Here is a 20,897-nt window from a genome sequence, read left to right as displayed (position 1 = left end):
GTCCCCAGGTCGTCGTAGGCGTAAGCGCAGGATGCGGGATCGACAGGCTTCGGTCAATCTTCCTTTGGTTCGGATTCGAGCGACATTTCATATTGGTTCTGCGCTAATAGTCGCACCGCCAGTGGTCGCGACAGGGTGCGCCCCTCTGACAGCGATATTTCGTCCATCTGCGCAACTATCTTTGCGGCGGCCTCAAATGAGCGGTCCATTCGGGCGACCAAATAGGGGATAACATCCGGTTTCGGCATGATTTGTCGGTCATCGAACAGTTTTGCCAGCACCACGGTCAATAGTGCATCATCCGGGGCCTCAAGTGCGACATGTGTTGCGGCTTGCACCCGGCTTTGCAGGTCTGGCAATGACAAGGCCCATAGATTTGGCGCGGCCTGACCCGTCAGCATTAGTGAGTGGCCATTTGCCAGCACCATGTTGTGCAGGTGAAACAAAGCAGCTTGCGCTTCGGGCTTGCGGGCAATCATCGGGACATCTTCGACAGCAACCGGACCCTGGGCCAGATCAGGCACCCGGTCTTCGGTCAGGTCTGTAGCTGCAATGATTTTGGCTCCGGATTGGCTGGCCCAAACATGAACCAAATGGGTCTTGCCAGCACCACGCGGGCCGCTAAGTACCAGTTTTCCGCTGGGCCAGATAAAACTGCTATCCAGCATCGCCACAGCCATCGCATTGGACGGCGCGACAAAGAAGTCATCGCGTCCCAGCGCCGGTTTGGCGGGGAGATTAAAGCTGAGTTGTCGTGGCATGTTACTCGGCGTCCTGGTGGTCTTGGCCTTGGTATAGTCGACTGTCCAGATACTGTTCGGTAAAGAAACGTGCAATCACTCCCAGCGCGGCGGCCATAGGCACTGCGACCAGCATCCCGACAAAGCCAAACAGCGAGCCGAACACTGACAGGGCCAGCAACAGCCAAACAGGGTGCAAGCCAACCGAGTTGCCGACCAGTTTGGGCGTCAGCACGTTGCCCTCGATTACCTGCCCAATAGCAAAGATGACGGCGACTGCGCCGATCGAATACCAATCACCCCAGAACTGGAACAACGCCAGCCCAATTGCCAATGCACCACCAATCAGCGCGCCAAGGTAAGGAATGAACGTCACCAGCCCAGCAATGAACCCTACCGCCAGACCAAAGTTCAGCCCCACCAGCATCAGCGCCACAGCATAATAGGTGCCCAGAATAAAGCAGACAGTCCCCATGCCGCGAATGAACGAGGCCAGCACGGCGTCGATTTCACCCGCCAGTCGGCTGATGACCTTGGCGTGGTCACGTGGCAGCAACTCACCAATGCGAGCTGTCATCTGGTCCCAGTCCAGCAAAAGGTAGATCGACACAACCGGCACGATAACAATCAGGATCACTACGTTCAGCAAGGAAACAGCCGAGCCAAGCACCGTTTCCAGCACGCCCACCCAATGGCTTTTGAGAGAGTCAAACAGGGTGGTAATGGCTTGGTGCATCTGGCTTTTCTCGTCAAACAGCGATGGGAAGCGCTCAAAGGCAAAGGCGCGCGCATCACGGAACAGTTCGGGCAGAACCTGTACCAGTTCGATTAATTGGAAAATCAGAGTTGGTATCACGACCAGCAAAAGCAGCAGGAATACCAGCACCGACCCCACCGTGATTACTGCGGTGGCACCTGCGCGGGTTAGCCCCATGCGCTCTAGCCGGTCTGCAATTGGATCGATCAGATAAGCCACTGCACCGCCCAGCACAAACGGCAGCAACACATCCCCCAAGGCCCAAAGCACCACCACAAAGACCAGGGCCGATATGCCCCAGTAACCCATCTGCTTTTTCGCCGGTAATGCCATGGTTTTAATGTCCGCTCTGGTCTGTGCCCAAATTCTGTTGCCAGTCTTCACCGAAGGTGAACGCGCTTGCAAGGGGTAGGGGGCAATCCCTAGTGGGTAAGACAGGGATAGCTGCATCTTTGCTGTGGATAGAAACAGTAAAGTCGCGCGAACAACTCATTAGGTGATGCGGACCCCCTGCCGTTTCAATTCAACCTGAACGGCGTGGATATCCACCTGATCCAGCGGAGTATCACTGCGAATGGAGTGGGCCGCCGCAATGCCGGCCCCCTGACCAGCCACCGCGCAGCAGGCCATGTTGCGGGTGGCGGCATGGGCCACCTTGTCACCACCAATAGCGCGGCCGGTGACCAGCAGGTTCTTCACGCCCTTCGGGAGCATACAGCGGTATGGGATCTGCATGTAGCGTCCGGTGGTAGGCAAAATCAGGATGCCATAGCCGTCGATGAACTCGGGATAGATACCGATGGTATCGTCAAACCGGCCTTGATTGCGGGTCTCGTCCTCGGTGATGTTATGCATGGCGTCGATCTTGCGGGTGTCGCGGATGCCAAGGGTCATGCCAAAATTACGCAACCGCGCAGTCTCACACCCCGGCGTGTAGGCCTTGAGCGCTTCAATCGCCAACATCGCCTGTTTGCGTCCCTCGATCTCTCCTTGGGTCATGCTGTTTGGGTCGGTGCCATCAATCCCGGCCAGATGCACCAGGTTCATATAGGTCATCTCGCCACTGTCATGTACTGCGCCCCAGGTGCCACCGATGGTGTTCAGATGCGCAGGGATCACACCGTCACGGATCGCCTGACCAAAGGGTTTGGCCAAAAAGGGAGAGAACATCTCGTCCTCTTTGCCATCTGTTTCCACCTGCCACTCGCCAGTGGACCAATCGGCATAGGTCTGCGGGTCCGCCTTTACCCCATCCATGAATTTCTGTTTGTCGACGCCAGCTATGTGGAACATCACTGATGCCGCCTGCATTTCCTCGACCGGAGTTTTGATGCAGGGCGCGCCCATCATGTGGGCTATGTCTGCATCACCAGTCGCATCAATCACTCGCTTGGCCAGAATGGCTTCACGCCCGGCCTTGGATTCGACGATCACCCCGGTGACAGTGTCGCCTTCGCGGATCGGGGCAACAAATTGGCGGTGCAGCATCGGGTGAATTCCGGCCTCTTCCACCAGCTTGTCCGCCACCAGTTTAAAGCCTTCGCTGTCTAGCTCATAGGATAAGGACTGGCTCTCTGGTACAGCCGCCCCCATCGCCTTGGCGCGCTCTTCGAATTCCCAACCAATGCCGCCTGCCTCGACGGTTTGTTCGTGGCGATACCAGGCAAAACCTTCGACCCCGACTGTGGTGATATTGCCGCCAAAACAGCCAAACCGGTCGAGTAAGGCCACCTGCACGCTAGCCCGCGCAGCTGCCAGTGCCGCAGCCAAGCCTCCTGGACCAGAGCCAATGACCAACACTTCGGTCTGGTGAATCACCGGGATCTCGCGGGAAGGTTCTGTAATGGTCTGGGACATAGGCTGTTCTTTCTCGCAAATTGTTTGTTTACCATTCTAAAAATTTGAATACTCGTTCTAGACTGAAAGCGTCAGGACGGGTGAAAAACGACGTAAGATTTCGGGCCGAGTGGAGAAGCGGATCGATCCGGGTAAATGGCACAGCGGCGGTCTGGTCAGCGTCTGTGTGAGCTTGTCCTAGGACAAAGAAGCCGCCACCGCTGGGGGATTATAGGTGGGGCAAGAACAACTGCGCGAAAAGGGGCCGTAGGCATGCGAAATGTATCCTTTGCCGTACCCAGAGCCCGCCTTGTTGCAGGCTAGGGACGGCACCATGAGTTCTGCACATTCTGAACAACCCCGGACTGGTCTGGAAACCCTGCCGGGTGACCTGATAATGTGGGTGCTGATTGTCAGCGAGCTTTTGGTCTTTGGCGCCGGATTGCTGGCGTTTATGGCCATGCGCCTAACAGATCCGGTAGGATTTGCCGAAGCTCAGGATCAGCTGTTCCGCACTGGGGCGGCGTTGAATACGCTGGTGCTGCTGACCAGCGGCTATCTTGCAGCAAAAGCGCTGCACTGGCGTCGGGCGGGTATAGGGTTGCGTCCGCAACTTGCGCTGATTGCCGCGGCGCTGCTGGGGGTTCTGTTCCTTTGGATAAAGGGCGTGGAATACGCCCATAAGGCGGCGCAGGGCATCACATTTGAGACGCACCCGTTTTTTATGTTCTACTACGGGCTGACCGGGTTTCACGCCGCCCATGTGGTGGTGGGGGTGGTTCTGTTGTTGCTGGTGGCTTGGCGCGATGACCCCGACAATATCGAGGCGGCAGCCGCGTTCTGGCACATGGTGGATCTGGTCTGGGTGTTGCTGTTTCCAATTGTCTATCTGTTGGGATGAGTAGGATGTCAGAAAAAGGATTTGCGTATCATCAATTGTCCCGCGGGCTGCGTGACCCGCTGAGCCTGGCTTGGATTGTGCTGTTGGCTCTAAGCCTGACCTCGGCCTTGTTCACCGGGCTTGGCTCGGCCTCAGATCTGCTGACCAAGGTCACGGGCCTGATGGTGCTAGGGCTGGCGCTGCTAAAGGCACGGGTGATCCTTGCGCGTTACCTGGGGTTGGCGGCAGCGCCCGGCTGGCTCAACGGGGGTATTTCGGTGCTGGTCCTTTGGGCATTGATCGTCGCGGGGCTCTATTTGATCTGATCCTGCCGCCACTGACAATGCCCGATTGCTTGCGGCGCGGTGATAGCTTAGACCGCTTTGGAACCTTATTTAGATTGAGACCGTCATGCGCCTGTCCCGTTATTTTCTTCCCGTCCTGAAAGAGACGCCTTCCGAGGCGCAGATCGTCAGCCACCGGCTGATGCTGCGTGCCGGGATGATCAAGCAATCCTCGGCTGGGATCTATTCCTGGCTGCCGCTGGGCTTCAAGGTTCTGAAAAAGATCGAAACCATCGTGCATGGCGAACAGATGCGCGCTGGGCACATTCCGATGCTGATGCCAACGCTGCAGTCTGCCGACCTGTGGAAAGAGTCCGGTCGTTATGACGATTACGGCAAGGAAATGCTTCGGATCAGCGACCGTCATGGCCGCGACATGCTCTATGGTCCCACCAACGAAGAGCTGATCACCGACATCTTCCGCAGCCACGTCAACAGCTACAAAGACCTGCCGCTGACCCTGTACCACATCCAGTGGAAGTTCCGCGACGAAGTACGCCCGCGTTTCGGCGTGATGCGTGGCCGTGAATTCTATATGAAAGATGGCTACAACTTCGACCTCTCCAAAGAGGACGCGCTGCACGCCTATAACCGTCACTTGGTCAGCTACCTGCGTTCGTATGAGCGCATGGGCCTGCAGGCGATCCCAATGCGTGCTGATGGTGGCCCGATTGGCGGCGACTACACCCATGAATTCCTGGTGTTGGCTGATACTGGCGAATCCGAAGTTTTCTATGACAGCGATGTCACCGACCTGAGCTTTGGTGATCGTGAGATCGACTATGACAGCGTCGAGCAGTGTCAGGGTGTGCTGGAAGAGTTCACCACCAAATACGCCCGTACAGACGAAACCCACGAAGAGGCGCTGTTCAACGAGATCCCAGAAGAACGCCGCCGCACCGCGCGTGGTATCGAAGTGGGCCAGATCTTCTATTTCGGCACCAAGTATTCCGACGCCATGGGCGCCAAGGTTCAGGGCCCAGATGGTAAACCAACGCCTGTTCACATGGGGTCCCACGGGATCGGTGTATCGCGTCTGCTGGGTGCAATCATCGAGGCCAGCCACGACGACAAGGGCATCATCTGGCCCGAAGGCGTGACCCCGTTCCACTGTGGTATCGTCAACCTGAAACAGGGCGACGACGAGGCTGATGCCGCCTGTAACCAGATCTATGCAGCAATGACCGCTGCGGGTCTGGAGCCGCTGTATGACGACCGCAAAGAACGCGCTGGCGGCAAGTTTGCCACTATGGACCTGATCGGCCTGCCTTGGCGTATCACTGTTGGCCCACGCGGCTTGAAGAACGGAGTGGTCGAACTCACCTCGCGCCGCACCGGCGAAAGCGTCGAGCTGAGCCCGGAAGAGGCAGTGAAAAAGGTCGCCGAGATCTACGCACCTCACATGACCAGCCGCGGGTTCTAAACGGGAATTGCAAATCTTTCAAAGGGCGGTCCAAAGTGGCCGCCCTCTTCTTTGCACCATCTCTCAAATGATGGCGCGGGCTCTTGTCCTTTGCCCCCTGAGCAAGGCCATTGTTGCCTCAACCCCGGCCAAGAGCGCGGTGACCCACAACAGGGTCGCGGATCCAAAGGCGACAATCAGCCATCCAGCGATCAATGGAAACCCAAAAATGCCAATGAAATAAGTCAGGGCAAACAGTTGTAAAGTTTGCGGTACGATGTCGTCCTCGGCATCACTGGCGGCCATTGCGGCCAGTATGGGATAAGACACGCCGTAGCCAATCCCAAACAGAAAGGCGACGAGTCCGTACAACACCCCATGGTCCCCGGAATAGAGAAACAGCACAACGCTGCCACACATGACAAATTGCAACATCGCAATTGTGACATAAGGCGACGTACCGCCCTTGAACCGCGCCAGAACAACGCGAAACAGGACTACGGTGACGGTGTAAATTAAGAAGTAGTTCGCATAATCCAGCCCACGCTCGTCTGCCATAACGGTCTGGAAATTGTTCATGCCTGCAAACACACTGGCCCCGATACAGACCATGATGACCGGTAGCCGGGCTGGCGAATTAATAATCCGAACAATATGTGCAACCGTCAGTGATGACCGCCCTTCGGGTCCAGATTTCAATGCGTGACCACGCGCCGGTTTAATCAATATCCAAAACAGAACAGCAGAGATCAGGCACAAGGCAGCCGTGGCGTAAAAGGCTCCGCTAACGGCGATTCCGCCTGCCTCCAATAGGGCGGCAAAAACCGGTGACAAACCAAAGCCAGCCATAATCGCAACAGAGAGTAGGGCAAAGTACCTGATCCGCTCATGCCCTTCGACCAATTTGGTTAGAACTATGGGTGCCAAGGCGTAAGTAATCCCCCAGCCGAACCCCAAGAGCAAACTGGCCGAAATCAGCACTGGCCCTACAGAACTGGAGCCTCCATAAAGTGCGAGGGCCGCAGAAATTGCGCAACAGGCAATGCTCAGCATCTTCATGCGGCCAAACCGGTCCGCCATATGGCCTGCAAAATAGACAGTAGCCAGGGTCGCCAACGTGGTCAGAAATAACATCTGGCCAACAACGACCTCATTGGCTCCAAACCCTTTGAATAGGCGTGGCAGCAAGAAAGTCAGCCCATAGGCCCCAGCCTGTAAAAAGGCTGCAAGATAGAATAATAACAGCAAAGTAAATCGTGACATGTCAGACCTCAAATAAATCGGGCGCCATATGGTTATCGCCAGATGAGAGGACGGTGCATTAAAAATGGATCGTTTGAAATGGCCACTTTCTGCGAATTTCAGCATGCCAATCTGCACGTTGGGCTTGAATTGACGCGCTATGAAGGCTCGAAAGAAATGCGGTTCAATGCCCGCTTGGATCGATTTTCGGTTATCCAGAATGATCCAAGATGACCTACAGCATCGAAGAGTTGGCGGGTGAAATAGCCGGTTGAGTAAAGAAATGAGCTCGGTGTTTACGCGGATCTCCGAAAGCTCTTCCTGTAATCTACGGGTGAGACATCCAGAAAACTGCGAAAGTGGTAGCGCAGCCTATCGGGGCTCTCGAAGCCTACCGTCTGACTGATCACATCTACCGATTGAGCGGTAGTTTCCAACAGTTGGCAGGCCCGAGCCACGCGCTCACGCGCTAGCCATTGCATGGCGGATTGGCCAGAATGGTTTTGAAACTGACGTTGAAATGTACGGGGTGACATGCCGGCCAATTGAGCCATGCTTGCAATGCGGTGAGGGGCATCCAGCGAGCTGCGGACCTGATCCATCATATCTGACAGACGATGTGACCCGTCAGGCTTGGCTACGGGCTGTTCAATGAACTGCGCCTGTCCGCCGTGGCGGTGGCCATGCATCACCAACCGTCGGGCCACTGAATTGGCCACCTCCGCTCCATAATAGTTGCGCACAATGTGGACTGAGGCGTCTATCCCGGCCGAACTGCCGGCCGATGTGATGATGTTGCCTTCGTCCACGTATAGCTCGTTTGGTCGCAGGGTGACATCGGGGTATTTCCGCGCAAAATCATCAATATAGCGCCAGTGTGTGGTGGCGTTTCGTTCACTCAGCACACCGGCAGCCGCCAACACATAGATGCCCGAGCAGATCGAAAACAGCACAGCACCACGGGCATGGGCCTGTCGGATCAGCTTGCATGTCTTAGTCGGAACAGGGGCGTCTTTGCCCCGCCAGCCCGGCACCACAATGATATCCGCCGCCGTCAAATCCTGCTCGGTTCCGGTGGCCTGAACGATCAACCCACCCGCAGCCGCGTTCTGTTTGCCCTCGCTCGCGACCGAGGAAAACTGGAACAGATCACCGCCCAGTTCGGGGCGGCTCAGCCCGAAAATCTCGGCTACGATACCATATTCGAACGTGCACAACCCATCATAGATCAAGGCCACAACACGCGGTGGCGTATGCGGCTTTACCCCGGAGTTTGGCGCTTTTTGAACGAGCTTTGGCATGATCTGATGTGGCATTATTTCACTGCTTAGTTGAATTGTGTCACATCAGTATAAGGAAGCTAAACATGGTTCAAGACGCAGATCTATTTGCCGCCGTACAGACATACTTCGATGGGCTCTATCACTGTGACCCAGACAGGTTGAACGCAGTGTTTCATGAGAGCTCAAGCCTGTTTGACGCCGAAAGTGGCGAGATTTTTGCCGAACCCATCGCTCCGTTCATTCGGGATGTGGGACTGAACGAGCCAAACTCTCCGGCCAATCTTGGCCAGGCCCCGGAAAGCGAAATCCTGATGATCGACTGGCTGTCGCCAAAATGCGCCACGGTCAAAATCCGCATTCGCGCGCGGCAGAAAATCTATCAGGACCATCTTGGATTTGTAAAAGGGGCTGATGGTTGGAAGATCGTGTCCAAGATCTGGTTTTTGGAGCGTGTTGTCGCGTAACAGCTCTGTTCTGATGTTTTTAGGCCCAGTTCGCTTTTAGCGTCTGGGTCTTTATTCGGTGAACTGAATAAAAGGGTACCTCGCAGAAGTCGCGTCTGACGCAGGCCTGTCCTTTGGGCAGGGGAATACCGCGCAGGATCAGTCGGTGGCTTGACCCCAACCTGCTAAGCGACCATTTTGGCAAAAAAATCCGGGCAGGAGCCACAATGGCCAGCACACCACTACCCTTTGCACGATTTGAATGGATGATCGCCTGGCGCTACCTGCGCGCCCGCCGCGCCGACGGTGGTGTTTCGGCAATGACCTGGATCAGCCTAATCGGCATCTCGCTGGCCGTATTTGCGCTGGTGGCGACACTGGCAGTGCGCGAGGGGCTGCGGTCAGACATTATCCAGACCATGCTGGGGGCCAACGCCCATGCCGAAATCCACTATCGTCGTGATTTCAGTGCAGAGATACCGGTGGACCACTTGATCCGTGACTATGACGCGCTGGTTGATCGGATTTCTGCCCTACCAGAGGTCACACTGGCCTCTCCGCTGATCCGCGGTCAGGTGATGGGTAGCTATCGGGGCCGCAATGTACCGGTGGATGTTTTTGGTATCGGTACACAGGATCTGCATAACTACCCGATGATCGCCGCTTCTGACGGTGCAATTGGCGATCTTGCCAACTTTGAAAAAGGCGTCGCAATTGGCGCAATGATGGCGCGGCAATTGGGGGTCACTGTTGGCGACCGGATCAAACTGATCTCACCAAATGGGGTCAAAACTCCTATGGGCACTTCGCCAAGAGTAAATGCCTACGAGGTGACATATATCTTCTCATCAGGCCAAGGGTTTGTCGACCAAAGCCGCCTGTACTTGCCACTGGCCGAAGCGCAGAGTTTCTTTAACCGCGAAGGGGCAGTAGATCAGGTCGATCTTCGCCTGACCAAGCCGGAACAGGCCAGTGAAATGGTGCTGCCCTTGCTGCGTAACAGCGGTGATCGGGCCTATATCACCACCTGGCAGGACCGCGCCGGAGGCATGATTCAGGCGTTGAAAATGCAGGACAACGCGATCTTTATCGTGCTGTCGATCCTGGTGCTGATCGCTGCGCTAAACATCGTGTCCGGCCTGATTATGTTGGTCAAAAACAAGGGCCGCGATATCGGTATCCTGCGCACCATGGGGCTAAGTCAGGGATCAATCCTGCGGGTGTTCTTTCTGTGCGGTGCCTCAGTTGGGACGGCAGGCACGCTGGTTGGTGTGGTGCTGGGGGTGATTTTTGCGGCCAATATCGACAGCGTCTACGGGTTGGTTGACTGGATCACCGGCAGCGGCGTGCGCGACCTAGAGGCTAGCGGCTTTTTCTTTCCCTCAGCTGTGGTGACCTTTGGTGATGTCGCCTCGGCTGCGGGTCTTAGCCTGGCACTAAGCTGGTTGATCACAGTCTTTCCGGCACGACGCGCGGCCCGGATGAACCCAGTTGAGGCCCTGCGCTATGAGTGATCTGATGTTGGAACTGAACGGGATCGTGAAATCCTATAATAGGGGCAAGCCAGGGCAGGTGGATGTGCTGCGCGGCGTGGATTTGCATCTTCAGGCGGGCGAGGTGGTGGCATTGGTTGCGCCCTCGGGCGCAGGTAAATCCACTCTGCTGCATATCGCTGGCCTGCTGGACACCCCGAACGATGGCAATGTGAGGGTTGCCGGGGCTGAACTCACCGGCAAAAGCGACCGCCGCCGCACCACCACCCGCCGCCGCGATGTGGGGTTCATCTACCAGTTCCATCACCTGCTGCCAGAATTCACCGCCGCCGAAAACATCGCGCTGCCGCAACTGGCCAATGGTGTTAGCCAATCAGAGGCGATGGCACGGGCCCACAACCTGCTCTCGCGGGTTGGTCTGGAGACCCGTGCCCGGCATCGTCCTGCCGAGTTGTCAGGGGGCGAGCAGCAAAGGGTCGCGTTCTGTCGCGCTATGGCCAACAGCCCGCGGGTTCTGCTGGCGGATGAGCCGACAGGAAACCTGGATCCCGGCACTTCGGATACGGTATTTAACGCCTTGATAGAACTGGTACGAGGCACTGGAATGTCTGCGCTGATTGCCACCCACAACTTGGAACTGGCTGCGCGGATGGACCGTATGGTCAAGCTGGAGAACGGCGTGTTGGTACCGGTTTAATCGATTGGGCCGTCTGCAAAATTGATGAGATCGTTGCGCAACATTTCACTTTCTTGACCGGAGCCTACCCGTCTCATCGCGATGCACGGGCGACTTGTCGTGTCTTTTTCCCTGCTGCAGTGGAGCTTTAAGAAAACAAGCCGGTCAAAAACGGGAGTGTGTCCTCTGGTATCTGATCCAGTTCGCATATTTTCAGGTTGGTTTCGTATAGGTCGCTTACGTCACGATCAATTCCAATCCCCGCGACAAAGAACCCCGGGGTGGTCTGCAAATCCCGGATGACGGCTTTCAAATGTGACAGGAGAAAGTCCGGGTGGTTTTCCTGAAGGGATGTTGTGTCCGTTGGCTCCCCATCAGAGATCATCAGGACTAGGTTCGTGTCGGCGCTCAAATCTTTCAGTCGCTCAGCCGCCCAAAACAGCGCCTCTCCGTCGATGCTATCATTGAACGTTTCACCTCTGAGGATAACCTGGCTGTCAAATGAAGTGCCAGATTTGTCTGATGACGCCTCTTGAAACACGATGCGCTTAATGTCGCTGAGGCGTCCAGGGTTCTCTGGGCACCCAGCGTTCACCCATTGTTGGCGCGATTTTCCGCCATTCCGGTCGACTGTGGTGAAGCCAAGAATGTCATATTGAACCCCGATCAGGTCCAGAAAAATTGATATCAGTTCCACCAGGAAATAAGTCACAGTAGCCTTTTGAGAGCACAGTGGTCCGGACTGAGCGATCACAATAGACACAGCTGTTCGGGATGGGTCGAAAGCTGAATTTGCCAGCACAGAATCCGCGGTGGCCTTCCATCCCCAGCTCGCCATCATGCGCATTTCACAAACAACGTCTTCGTAAGCGTGCCACTGGCGGTTCAAGGCCACATTCTGTTGTGGGGTCATTTCCGCCCAGAGAGACTTACTTGTGGTATCTACGTCGTTGGCAGTTGTGTAAATCTTGTACACCGGGTCAGTCCGCAAGTCGACCAAAGGATGTTTCACGATGCTCTCCCTGTTGAGCGCTTCATAAGAAGACTAAAAGAGTGTGGCATCAATGAAAACTTGATGGAGGGAATTCCGATGTTTGATAGAAGTTTCCCCCGAGAGTTTTGGGGCGGTAGACTATGTTATGCCATCTGGGTAATCCATACCCCCAGCGCCATCACCGAAACCCCAGCAGCCCGGGTCAGGGTCAGGGGGCTGACCTGTGCTCCGAACAGGCCAAAGTGATCAATGGCAGCGGCGCTGAACAACTGGCCTAGCAGTACAAAGAACACCGCATTGCCCACTCCGAAGTGTGGAGCGACATGGGTTATCGATAAGACGTAGAAAGCAACCAGCAGTCCAGCGAGAAGCAGATGCCTAGGCGCGCTGGAGACCTGAGACAGGGTTTGCGGCCCGACCAATACATAAACCAGCAGTGCGGCCGAGAAGGCGACCGCAAACAGCACAACGCCTGCGGCCATGGGTGATCCGACATACTGTCCTAGTCCGGCGTTCAGGGCCGCCAGAATTGGAATGCCAAAGCCTGCGGCTAACATGATCAGGGCGTAGTTGGTCATTGGCAGTCTCCACGTTGGTCCTGTGAGAATGTCTGCGGGATTACATGGGGATGTGCAAGTTATGTCAGCGTCGCCCAGAAGGCATGAGCTGATGTGCCCTAGTCGCAGATCCGGTTTAGCTCAACGCCCTTCCACGGCAGGTAGACGTCTGTCTCGCGACTTTGCGGCAGGTCTGACACCGGCATTGCCCCACTGATCATATCGTGCAGGCGACGGGTTCGCGGCGCCTTGGGGGCCAGTGCACGGCAGCAGACGTATTCTTCGATGATCGATCCTTGCTGCTCATAGCCGAAGCTGAGAAAGTCTGCCTCGGCGGTTAAGTCAAACAGATAGGGATCGGTGCGAGTGCCGTGCTCAGCGGCGGCGCGCAGGGGGTTGTAGCCAGTGACCTTGCGGTTCTGCCATTGCCAGGCGTGGGTTAGTTCATGTGCCAGCAACATTGCCTCGATCAGGAATATCTTATCTGGGTATTCGGGCAGATAATCCTCGATATACCAGTCCCTGGTAAAGAAAATTCGGTTGAACAGCGCGACGGCGGCGGGTGAGGCGGTGACGATTTCGTCTTTGACCGGAGGCAGGATGCGTTCGCGGCATGACAGTCGGGGGCGCGGTTTCTGGCGAAAGGTGACGGCGGCGACCGGTGCACCCCGGACCAGTCGGACCCGGTCAAGGTTCAGGGTGTCGCCCTGAATTTGATTGGCAAAGGCCCGTTCGCTGTCGGTCAGGGGGCGGCCGCAGGCTGAAACAAGCAGCAGGATCAGAAATGCACGCAAAAACATTATCTCAGGTTAGCCGGGCCTTTCGGGGCTGAACAGCACAATGGTGGTGGGTGGGCACGATTTTTGCGCAGGCCGATGGACCTCGATGGGGAGACCCGTCGTGGATGCAAATGTGTTTGGCTGGAGGGTTTCGGTAAGAAACCTGTCAGTAAAAAGGACGGCGCCGCCCATGCGGAAGCGGACGGGAGTTCCACCCGCGTGTTGAAAGCTGTCAAAAACGCCCCTTTTTTAAGGGAGCCCTTGGTCCTGTGGCCGGGGGTGTCAGTCCTGGCCGGTGTGTCGCGACGGGAGAGGTATCGCAGGGATGGGTTAAGGGCAGCCAAGCAAGGCGTGCGGCGAACTGAAGGGATCGCAACGGTTCCGCAAAGGGGAAAGGGTAGATGCCTCCGGCGGGAGTATTTGGGCAACGAGAAACTTGGGGACTGCGTCTTGGTTTGTCGCCAAGGGGAAGGGTTTTGCCATATGGGGCGTAAGCTGCTTTGATGGGGGGGATTATTTTAGGGGATGATTATGGGACTATTTGACTGGTTATCGGGAACCAAAAAACCGAAGGCAGGTGTTGCGCCTGCGTCAGCAGCCGAAGTTGAGGCCGCCATTCTGGCCGTCAACCGCGAGAGTGCGCCCTATAGCGTCAGCAAGTGTTCGGACGGCAGTTGCGATTTTGTGGCCGAGTGGCAGATTGTTGATGCCAAGTGGGTAGAGGTGTTCGCCAAGGCGGGGCTGGAGCGGGCGGCGCGGATCAAGATGCGGCTGGACGAGGACAAGCACGAGGTGCGGGCGGTGGATGAGGATTACAGCATCAGCTGGCGGGTTGGGGTCCCGACCCTGTCGTTTTCCGCCTCGGCGTTTCGGGGGCAGAAAAAGGAGGTGTCATTCGGCAAGGCATATGGGTTCACCGAAGAGCTACGGCCGGGGGAGATTTATAACTATCGGTTTGATAGCAAAGAGATGAAATCGCCGTTGCAGGATGCCGTGACCACACAGGGCTGGGTCTGGCGTGGGGTGGCGTTTGGGAAGCTTTAGATGCAGCGGCGTCATTAGCCGCCATATGGCCCGTGCCTGACCTTACCCTCGTGGAGTTCACACCGGTTCCCGAAGGGACAAGTAGCGTGGGGCGCTGTTTGAGGTTTGGACGGGCGGAGCCCTGCGCGCCAACAGTTCAATTTAAAGTGCGCCGTTAGCAGGATATCCTCTTGGGATGTAAGGCATAGCCGCACGGCCCGCGCCTGACCTTCCCCCCGTGGAGTTTGAACTGGTCCGCGAAGCGGCAAACAATCTGGGGGATTGTTTGAAGTGAGAACGGGCGGAGCCCATCGCACCGGAGCGTGCAAATCAAAGTGCGCCGTAAGCAGGATATCGTTTGGGACGGGACACAAAGTGGCACGGCCCGCGCCTGACCTTCCCCCCGGGAAGGCGCTTTACGCCTCCCCAAGGTCAGGGGCGGGCCTTACCTAGGGGAAACATTCTAGCGAAACAGTGAATCACCTGAATTATTTGAAGTCGTGTGTTGTGCTTCGTCGTTTAGTTTGCTTGAGCGTCTTCTAAGGGAGCTGACTGCTTTGCTTATTTCGGCAACAATTGCTCAATTTTTCTCAATTCGTATGCTTTGATGATATTTCCCAAATGCATCATCGTCCCGACTGTGAGTTTTGGATTCTGACTAAAGTGTATAGATCCGTCATTTTGGATCACTGGACCGCTATAGAGAATTCCAATGAAGTAGAAGCGTGTTCCGAGTGTTATCCCATTGTTGGTTTTGTAGCTTCCTTCGTTCAGGATAAATAGCGGAGAGCCCGACGATCCTGGGAAACAAGCCATATCAACCATGAACTCGGCTTTTCCATTATAATCGGTGAAAAGGGGTGTCGCAGTGTTGCCTCGACGAAAAATGGGCAGCTTGCTCTCCTCGTCCATAATCCCTCTAGGGCACCCTACCATCAGCACTTCCTCTAGAGCATCAAATTCTGTCCAATCTTGGGGTATGTTGTTGAACCCAATGCCCGAGTAGTAGATTTTTTGATTTTGATTTAAGTCGTTTAGGACAGGGCCGATTAATATCGCGCAGAGATCTACATTGGGGTCGGGGTGCGCATAAACAGGGCACTGCCCGAAGTCGACAAGAACCTTAATAACGTCACTTGTTGGGGCTCCGTTCTCTGTCCCGTGAAGGAACAAGAAACAGCCGTTTGCGCCTTCTATGACGTGTTTGTTGGTAACAATCGAAGGCGCAATCCTACCTTCAGTTACAAAGGAAAAGAAAAATCCAGTTCCTGACGCGCCGGTAGCTACCCCGTTAATGGTGGGTTCGATGCGTTTAGTAGAAAATAAAATTTGTTGTGAAATAGAGAGTTGGGGTAAATTCATATCATTCATTTCTTAACTCCTTAAACATCCAACTCCTCCACAAACCGAGCATTCTCCTGAATATACTGGAACCGCAGCTCGGGCTTTTTGCCCATCAACTGCTCAACCAGTTCATCCGTTTCACCCGGCTCGTCCTCATCAATCGTGATGCGGATCAGTTTGCGGGTTTTGGGGTCCATGGTGGTTTCTTTCAGGTCCTTGGCGTCCATTTCGCCAAGCCCCTTGAAACGGGAGATGTCGATTTTTCCCTTGCCGCCCAGACCTTTCTCTAGCCACTCATCGCGCTCTTCTTCGTCGAGGCAATAGACACGTTTCGCACCCTGGGTCAGGCGGAACAGCGGTGGGCAGGCCAGATAGAGGTGGCCGCCGTCAATCAGTGGCCGCATCTGGGTGAAGAAAAAGGTCATCAGTAGGCTGGCGATATGGGCGCCGTCGACGTCCGCATCGGTCATGATGATGATCTTGTCATAACGCAGATCGTCGCGGTTGAACTTGGTGCCTAGGCCGACGCCCAGCGCCTCGCATAGGTCTCGGATTTCGGCGTTGGTGCCGATCTTGTTCGAGGCCGCCCCCAACACGTTGAGGATCTTACCCTTTAGCGGCAGTAGTGCCTGATTGACCCGGTTGCGCGCGCCCTTGCCAGAGCCGCCAGCCGAGTCGCCCTCCACGATGAACAATTCCGTGCCAGAGCGGTTTTTCGCAGTACAGTCGGTCAGCTTGCCGGGCAGGCGCAGTTTCTTGGTGGCTGTCTTGCGCTGGGTTTCTTTTTCCTGACGGCGGCGCAGGCGTTCTTCGGCCCGTAGAACAAGGAAGTCGAGGATAGCGCCGGCCGATTTGGTGTCGGCGGCCAGCCAGTTGTCAAAGTGGTCGCGGACCGAGTTTTCCACCATTTTGGAGGCGGATTCCGACGATAGCCGGTCCTTGGTCTGGCCGACAAAAGCCGGGTCAGCGATAAAGCAGGACACCAGTGCGCAGCCGCCTGCCATCAGGTCGTCACGGTTGATGCTGGTGGCTTTCTTGTTGCCGACCAACTCGCCGTAGGCCTTGATGCCTTTTAGGATGGCGGACCAGAAGCCAGCCACGTGGGTGCCGCCTTCGGGTGTGGGGACGGTGTTACAGTAGGACTGGGTGAAACCGTCGCGTGATGGGGTCCAGTTGATCGCCCATTCCACATAGCCTGCCTCGCCGAATTTCTCGCGGAACTCAACCTTGCCGGCAAATGGCGCGTCGGCATAGACAGATGACTTGCCCAGAACCTCGGTCAGGTAGTCCTTTAACCCGCCGGGGAAGTGGAAGGTGGCGTTGGCCGCTGTTTCGCCATCGTCGATTTCGGTTTTCCAGCGGATTTCAACACCGGAGTAGAGATAGGCCTTGGAGCGCACCAGAGTGAACAGACGCTTGGGTTTGAAGCGGTGGTGGCCAAAGATCTGCTCGTCCGCGTGGAACGAGATTGAGGTGCCGCGCCGGTTGGGGGCCGCGCCGACTTTTTCAACGGAGCCTTGTGGGATGCCGCGCGAGAACCGTTGTTCAAACAGTTCTTTGTTCTTGGCAACCTGCACCACCATGTTGTCCGAGAGCGCGTTCACTACCGAGGACCCCACACCGTGCAGACCGCCCGAGGTCTGGTAGGCTTTGCCCGAGAACTTGCCGCCTGAGTGCAAGGTACAGAGAATCACCTCGAGCGCGGATTTGTCGGGGAACTTGGGGTGCGGGTCGATAGGAATGCCCCGGCCGTTATCAGTGATGGTCACCGAGTAGTCAGCGTGCAGAGTGACCTCGATCCGGTTGGCGTGGCCTGCGACCGCTTCGTCCATCGAGTTGTCGAGGATTTCTGCCACCAAGTGATGCAGCGCACGTTCGTCCGTGCCGCCAATGTACATGCCGGGGCGTTGGCGAACTGGCTCTAGCCCCTCTAGAACCTCGATCGAAGTCGCGTCATAGGTTTCCGTTTCGGTGTCGGAGAGGAGGTCATTGGCCATGTGGGGGGCTGCTCTTTGGTAGTGGTGGTTGGGGACAGTATGGCAGGTGTGGCGGTGTTGGGGAAGGGGGAGGCGTATAGCTGTGGATAACCAACGGCTTGAAATTATGCGCGTTTGCGGAGGGTGGATATCGGGAGGCCGACTGTGGCAGGCTGCAAGTGTGCCTGTAGATCGTGGCATAGGCAAAAACAGGAGGCAACCGTGGCAGAGAAGACCCCCGAGATTGGTGGACTGGACCCCGTAAACTGGGTGGAATTCCGGGAAGATGCGCGGCGGATGCTGGAGGCTTCGATTGACCAACTTCAACAGGTGGCGGAGCGGCCGTGGCAAGAGGTGCCTGAGGCGGTGAAGGACGGCTATGTTATTCAGGCCACGGGGCAGGGTGCCGCAGAAATGGTCAACCGGATCACAAATGAGGTGCTACCCTATCATGGCGGCAATATACACCCGCGGTTTTGGGGCTGGGTGCAGGGCACTGGGCTGGCTTCGGATCTGATAGCAGGCATGGCAGGGGCCGTGATCAACGCCAACACTGGTGGGCGCGATCACGGCGCCAACTACATGGAACGCGCGGTCATTGACTGGACCCGTGAAAAGATGGGGATGCCCGAAGGGAGCAGTGGCGTATTGGTGGCGGGGACCTCTCAAGCGACGGTGATTGCCTTTCAGGCGGCACGTGTGCGGGTGATGCCTGAGGTGCGCAAGTTCGGGCAAGGGTCGGCACAGCTGACGGCTTATGCTGGGGAAGGCATACACAATGCCACCCGTAAAGCCCTGGAGTTGATGGGGATTGGGTTCGAGAACCTGCGACTTGTGCCGTTGGTTGATGGCCAGATGGATCTGGCGGCGTTGCGGCAGCAGGTTGCGCAGGACCGGGCCGCGGGAGCAAAGCCGTTCTTGTTGGTTGGCATGGCAGGCTCGGTTGACTTGGGTACTTATGATGACCTGAACGGGCTGGCGGATGCCGCCGCCGAAGAGGACCTGTGGCTGCATGTGGACGGGGCCTTTGGCGCCTGGACGCGGATAGCGGATGAGCCATGGAGGAGCCTGAGCGATGGGATCGGACGGGCCGGCAGTATCGCGCTGGATTTTCACAAGTGGATGTATGTTGGTTATGACTGCGGCATGGTTCTGATTGCGGATGAGCCAGCACACCGGGCGGCGTTTGCTGCACGGCCCAGTTATCTGGAGGCGGCAGAGCGAGGGCTGGCCGGGGGCGACCCGTGGTTCTGTGACTATGGGATCGATCTTTCGCGCGGCAACCGGGCGCTAAAGGTCTGGACCGCGTTGGAGATGTATGGCGAGGAAGCGTTTGGCGCGGCGATCAGTGACAATTGCCGAATGGCGAGCTTGATGGCTGCGGAAGTGGAGGCGCGACCCAACATGCGTCTTGCGGCTTCGGTGGTGTCGAATGTCTGTGTGTTCACCGCGCGGGCGGACCTGTCAGCAGAGGCGCAATCCGTGTTGAACAGCGAGATTGCGCAGGCCCTGCAGGAAAGCGGCGAGGCGGTGTTTTCCACCACGCGCGCGCAAGGCGTTGTGATGTTGCGGGCGGCCATTACCAATCATCGGACACGGGAACAGGATATTACGGACGCAATAGCTGCAGTTGCGGAACTGGCGGCGCGGCAAGTGTAGTTTGATGGGGGCTTTGCCCCCAAACCCCCAGGATATTTATGGCCAGATGAAGCGGGCGGCTTAGGCACCTCCACCGCGAACAAAGGCACGTTGATAAGCAGGGCGGTTCTGGATGGTCTCTACAAAGCCTGCCAGAGCGGGAAATTTCTCGCGGCAGCCCATGAGTATGGCGATTTCGGCCGGAAAACTGAGCAGGATGTCGACCGCAGAGAGCTGGTCCAGAACAAAATGCCCTGAGCCACGTAACTGGCCGTCCATATAGGAAAAATGGCTCATCAACTGTTGCTGGATGCGGGGGTGTAATGGGGCGCCGGCCTCGGCCAGTTTGCTGACGTAGAAGTTGATCAGGATTGGTGTCATCGCGGAGCCTTCGGCGAAATGCATCAACTCGACGTGGCGCAAATATTCGGGAGTGCTGCGCAGTGGGATCATTTGTGGAGCATGATGGCTGCAGATCAGCTCAACTATGGCGGCGGATTCGGAAATAACTTCTCCGTCCATTTCTACCACTGGGGATTTGCCTAAGGGATGAACCTTTTTCAGTTCTGGCGGCGCAAAGCTGGTTTTGGGGTCGCGGTCATAGCGGATCACCTGGTAATCCAGATCGAGCTCTTCGAGCAACCACAGGATGCGGTGAGAACGGGACCGGTTAAGGTGGTGTACGGTGATCATGATGTGTTTCTTACGGCAAGGCTGTGGGTCAGTACATCCTGCAGTTGCAAAAGGTCCGTAAAACCGGTCTCGAGTGCTGTTATGGGCTGGGGCCAGTCAGAAGAGGGGAGTTCCCGCCACAGGGTTAGCGATTTGCGGCGCAGCAGGTCTGCTTGCGGGTGGTCTTTGTCGTAAGCAGTTGGAACCCGTTTCAGCTCTGGTTCTTCTGCGGTGAAACCTTGCTGTGCCAGACGGTCTAGCGCTGTGGCGATTGCAGGCCCTTGCGAGCTGTCGAGACTGTCACGCCAGGCCAGCAATTGAGTTTTGTCAAAGGACATCACACCACCACCGATTTTGCAGTAGCTGGGGGAAATGCCCAGAAATAACCCGAAGTCTAATGGACCCTGAAGCTGCCAGAACATGTGCAGATGTGTGTGATACGGGGTTTTGTCCTTGGAGAACCGGATATCACGCTGTGGGCGGAACAGCTTGGTGGTGACCGCAAGTCCAGTACTCTTTTTTAGTACCGCACTGATCTGCTCTTGCAGCAGCTTTGAGGGGGTCTTGAGCTGCGAGTCATAACGGGTCTTGCTGGCGTGGAACCACTCGCGGGAGTTGTTTTCGGTAAGCTCTGCCAAAAAAGTTTTGGCTTCGGGAATGAGTTGGGCAAAGGGATCCGCCATGTAAATAAGCTCCGGGGTGTGAATTGGGGTAGCCTAACACAAGATTAGCTCAGCCCAAGGGGGAACAGATTGACTTGCTCCTTGGAATGGCTGTGCCTAAGCCTTGGGTATGAACACATTGTCGCAGTCAGAATC

At 56.4% G+C, this 20,897-nt stretch carries 20 protein-coding genes; 8 read left to right on the top strand and 12 right to left on the bottom strand.

Going from position 1 to position 20,897, the window contains the following annotated elements; genetic code table 11:
* Nucleotides 1-53: 53 nt before the first annotated feature.
* From DL239_RS03785 to DL239_RS03775, 3 genes are all read right to left on the bottom strand, one after another.
* On the bottom strand, nucleotides 54-761 hold the full coding sequence (locus DL239_RS03785; RefSeq protein WP_167682459.1) for a P-loop NTPase family protein: 708 nt from the start codon (nucleotides 759-761) through the stop codon (nucleotides 54-56).
* Nucleotide 762: 1 nt separating this feature from the next.
* A complete protein-coding gene (locus DL239_RS03780) occupies nucleotides 763-1,830 on the bottom strand; it encodes an AI-2E family transporter (protein ID WP_167682457.1) in 1,068 nt (355 codons plus the stop codon).
* Between the two features lie 159 nt (nucleotides 1,831-1,989).
* Nucleotides 1,990-3,354, bottom strand: coding sequence for an FAD-dependent oxidoreductase (locus DL239_RS03775; protein WP_167682455.1), 1,365 nt, complete (start codon nucleotides 3,352-3,354; stop codon nucleotides 1,990-1,992).
* A gap of 313 nt (nucleotides 3,355-3,667) precedes the next feature.
* Here DL239_RS03775 and DL239_RS03770 point away from each other — a divergent pair, with 313 nt between their 5' ends.
* From DL239_RS03770 to proS, 3 genes are all read left to right on the top strand, one after another.
* Nucleotides 3,668-4,234 (top strand): cytochrome c oxidase subunit 3, encoded by a 567-nt coding sequence (locus DL239_RS03770; RefSeq protein ID WP_167682453.1) that lies wholly within the window; start codon nucleotides 3,668-3,670, stop codon nucleotides 4,232-4,234.
* Nucleotides 4,235-4,239: 5 nt separating this feature from the next.
* Entirely contained in the window at nucleotides 4,240-4,539 is a 300-nt protein-coding gene (locus tag DL239_RS03765) for a nitric oxide reductase F protein (RefSeq protein ID WP_167682451.1), read from the top strand.
* Nucleotides 4,540-4,624: 85 nt separating this feature from the next.
* Nucleotides 4,625-5,980 carry a proline--tRNA ligase gene (gene proS / locus DL239_RS03760; protein WP_167682449.1) on the top strand — a complete coding sequence of 452 codons (1,356 nt, stop codon included), beginning with the start codon at nucleotides 4,625-4,627 and terminating at the stop codon, nucleotides 5,978-5,980.
* A gap of 63 nt (nucleotides 5,981-6,043) precedes the next feature.
* Here the strand turns inward: proS and DL239_RS03755 are convergent, their stop codons facing one another.
* Both DL239_RS03755 and ftrA read right to left on the bottom strand, forming a co-directional pair.
* The gene (locus DL239_RS03755) at nucleotides 6,044-7,222 is read right to left on the bottom strand and encodes an MFS transporter (RefSeq protein WP_167682447.1); all 1,179 of its coding nucleotides are present in this window, start codon (nucleotides 7,220-7,222) and stop codon (nucleotides 6,044-6,046) included.
* Nucleotides 7,223-7,497: 275 nt separating this feature from the next.
* The gene (ftrA, locus tag DL239_RS03750) at nucleotides 7,498-8,502 is read right to left on the bottom strand and encodes a transcriptional regulator FtrA (RefSeq protein ID WP_167682445.1); all 1,005 of its coding nucleotides are present in this window, start codon (nucleotides 8,500-8,502) and stop codon (nucleotides 7,498-7,500) included.
* Between the two features lie 65 nt (nucleotides 8,503-8,567).
* Between ftrA and DL239_RS03745 the strand changes: the two genes are divergently transcribed.
* The 3 genes from DL239_RS03745 to DL239_RS03735 all read left to right on the top strand — a co-directional run bounded on the left by DL239_RS03745 (nucleotide 8,568) and on the right by DL239_RS03735 (nucleotide 11,117).
* Entirely contained in the window at nucleotides 8,568-8,948 is a 381-nt protein-coding gene (locus DL239_RS03745) for a nuclear transport factor 2 family protein (RefSeq protein ID WP_167682443.1), read from the top strand.
* A gap of 206 nt (nucleotides 8,949-9,154) precedes the next feature.
* Nucleotides 9,155-10,441 carry an ABC transporter permease gene (locus DL239_RS03740; protein WP_167682441.1) on the top strand — a complete coding sequence of 429 codons (1,287 nt, stop codon included), beginning with the start codon at nucleotides 9,155-9,157 and terminating at the stop codon, nucleotides 10,439-10,441.
* On the top strand, nucleotides 10,434-11,117 hold the full coding sequence (locus DL239_RS03735) for an ABC transporter ATP-binding protein (protein ID WP_167682439.1): 684 nt from the start codon (nucleotides 10,434-10,436) through the stop codon (nucleotides 11,115-11,117). Before DL239_RS03740 ends, DL239_RS03735 begins: the two co-directional genes overlap by 8 nt.
* Before the next feature lie 127 nt (nucleotides 11,118-11,244).
* Here DL239_RS03735 and DL239_RS03730 read toward each other — a convergent pair whose 3' ends face one another.
* The 3 genes from DL239_RS03730 to DL239_RS03720 form a co-directional block, all read right to left on the bottom strand.
* Nucleotides 11,245-12,108 carry a cobaltochelatase CobT-related protein gene (locus DL239_RS03730; protein WP_167682437.1) on the bottom strand — a complete coding sequence of 288 codons (864 nt, stop codon included), beginning with the start codon at nucleotides 12,106-12,108 and terminating at the stop codon, nucleotides 11,245-11,247.
* A 125-nt stretch (nucleotides 12,109-12,233) separates the two neighbouring features.
* The gene (locus tag DL239_RS03725) at nucleotides 12,234-12,668 is read right to left on the bottom strand and encodes a DMT family transporter (protein WP_167682435.1); all 435 of its coding nucleotides are present in this window, start codon (nucleotides 12,666-12,668) and stop codon (nucleotides 12,234-12,236) included.
* 98 nt (nucleotides 12,669-12,766) lie between these two features.
* Nucleotides 12,767-13,447: a hypothetical protein gene (locus DL239_RS03720; RefSeq protein ID WP_167682433.1), complete on the bottom strand. Its 681-nt coding sequence runs from the start codon at nucleotides 13,445-13,447 to the stop codon at nucleotides 12,767-12,769.
* A 510-nt stretch (nucleotides 13,448-13,957) separates the two neighbouring features.
* Here DL239_RS03720 and DL239_RS03715 point away from each other — a divergent pair.
* Nucleotides 13,958-14,470 (top strand): hypothetical protein, encoded by a 513-nt coding sequence (locus DL239_RS03715; protein ID WP_167682431.1) that lies wholly within the window; start codon nucleotides 13,958-13,960, stop codon nucleotides 14,468-14,470.
* Between the two features lie 540 nt (nucleotides 14,471-15,010).
* Here the strand turns inward: DL239_RS03715 and DL239_RS03710 are convergent.
* Together DL239_RS03710 and parE are read right to left on the bottom strand one after the other, a co-directional pair.
* Complete coding sequence (locus DL239_RS03710; RefSeq protein ID WP_167682429.1) at nucleotides 15,011-15,820, bottom strand: trypsin-like peptidase domain-containing protein; 810 nt, start codon at nucleotides 15,818-15,820, stop codon at nucleotides 15,011-15,013.
* Nucleotides 15,821-15,831: 11 nt separating this feature from the next.
* Nucleotides 15,832-17,790, bottom strand: a complete 1,959-nt coding sequence (parE, locus tag DL239_RS03705; protein WP_167682427.1) for a DNA topoisomerase IV subunit B — start codon at nucleotides 17,788-17,790, stop codon at nucleotides 15,832-15,834.
* Between the two features lie 201 nt (nucleotides 17,791-17,991).
* Between parE and DL239_RS03700 the strand changes: the two genes are divergently transcribed.
* Nucleotides 17,992-19,428, top strand: a complete 1,437-nt coding sequence (locus tag DL239_RS03700) for a pyridoxal phosphate-dependent decarboxylase family protein (RefSeq protein WP_369410532.1) — start codon at nucleotides 17,992-17,994, stop codon at nucleotides 19,426-19,428.
* Nucleotides 19,429-19,488: 60 nt separating this feature from the next.
* Here DL239_RS03700 and DL239_RS03695 read toward each other — a convergent pair whose 3' ends face one another.
* On the bottom strand, nucleotides 19,489-20,100 hold the full coding sequence (locus DL239_RS03695; protein WP_167682425.1) for a glutathione S-transferase family protein: 612 nt from the start codon (nucleotides 20,098-20,100) through the stop codon (nucleotides 19,489-19,491).
* On the bottom strand, nucleotides 20,097-20,762 hold the full coding sequence (locus DL239_RS03690) for a TIGR02453 family protein (RefSeq protein ID WP_167682423.1): 666 nt from the start codon (nucleotides 20,760-20,762) through the stop codon (nucleotides 20,097-20,099). Before DL239_RS03690 ends, DL239_RS03695 begins: the two co-directional genes overlap by 4 nt.
* Between the last annotated feature and the right edge of the window lie 135 nt (nucleotides 20,763-20,897).

It is taken from the genome of Parasedimentitalea denitrificans, from assembly GCF_011813015.1.
GTDB lineage: Bacteria > Pseudomonadota > Alphaproteobacteria > Rhodobacterales > Rhodobacteraceae > Parasedimentitalea > Parasedimentitalea denitrificans.
This window is presented reverse-complemented; position numbering and strand designations above follow the sequence as displayed.

Excerpts from the sequence above, each read along its gene's own strand:
- DL239_RS03740 (WP_167682441.1), top strand. The coding sequence starts at position 9,155 with ATGGCCAGCACACCACTACCCTTTGCACGATTTGAATGGATGATCGCC.
- DL239_RS03745 (WP_167682443.1), top strand. The coding sequence starts at position 8,568 with ATGGTTCAAGACGCAGATCTATTTGCCGCCGTACAGACATACTTCGAT.
- DL239_RS03690 (WP_167682423.1), bottom strand. The coding sequence starts at position 20,762 with ATGGCGGATCCCTTTGCCCAACTCATTCCCGAAGCCAAAACTTTTTTG.
- DL239_RS03735 (WP_167682439.1), top strand. The coding sequence starts at position 10,434 with ATGAGTGATCTGATGTTGGAACTGAACGGGATCGTGAAATCCTATAAT.
- DL239_RS03785 (WP_167682459.1), bottom strand. The coding sequence starts at position 761 with ATGCCACGACAACTCAGCTTTAATCTCCCCGCCAAACCGGCGCTGGGA.
- ftrA (WP_167682445.1), bottom strand. The coding sequence starts at position 8,502 with ATGCCAAAGCTCGTTCAAAAAGCGCCAAACTCCGGGGTAAAGCCGCAT.
- DL239_RS03780 (WP_167682457.1), bottom strand. The coding sequence starts at position 1,830 with ATGGCATTACCGGCGAAAAAGCAGATGGGTTACTGGGGCATATCGGCC.
- DL239_RS03775 (WP_167682455.1), bottom strand. The coding sequence starts at position 3,354 with ATGTCCCAGACCATTACAGAACCTTCCCGCGAGATCCCGGTGATTCAC.
- DL239_RS03720 (WP_167682433.1), bottom strand. The coding sequence starts at position 13,447 with ATGTTTTTGCGTGCATTTCTGATCCTGCTGCTTGTTTCAGCCTGCGGC.
- proS (WP_167682449.1), top strand. The coding sequence starts at position 4,625 with ATGCGCCTGTCCCGTTATTTTCTTCCCGTCCTGAAAGAGACGCCTTCC.
- DL239_RS03765 (WP_167682451.1), top strand. The coding sequence starts at position 4,240 with ATGTCAGAAAAAGGATTTGCGTATCATCAATTGTCCCGCGGGCTGCGT.
- DL239_RS03725 (WP_167682435.1), bottom strand. The coding sequence starts at position 12,668 with ATGACCAACTACGCCCTGATCATGTTAGCCGCAGGCTTTGGCATTCCA.
- DL239_RS03695 (WP_167682425.1), bottom strand. The coding sequence starts at position 20,100 with ATGATCACCGTACACCACCTTAACCGGTCCCGTTCTCACCGCATCCTG.
- DL239_RS03715 (WP_167682431.1), top strand. The coding sequence starts at position 13,958 with ATGGGACTATTTGACTGGTTATCGGGAACCAAAAAACCGAAGGCAGGT.
- DL239_RS03755 (WP_167682447.1), bottom strand. The coding sequence starts at position 7,222 with ATGTCACGATTTACTTTGCTGTTATTATTCTATCTTGCAGCCTTTTTA.
- parE (WP_167682427.1), bottom strand. The coding sequence starts at position 17,790 with ATGGCCAATGACCTCCTCTCCGACACCGAAACGGAAACCTATGACGCG.
- DL239_RS03710 (WP_167682429.1), bottom strand. The coding sequence starts at position 15,820 with ATGAATGATATGAATTTACCCCAACTCTCTATTTCACAACAAATTTTA.
- DL239_RS03770 (WP_167682453.1), top strand. The coding sequence starts at position 3,668 with ATGAGTTCTGCACATTCTGAACAACCCCGGACTGGTCTGGAAACCCTG.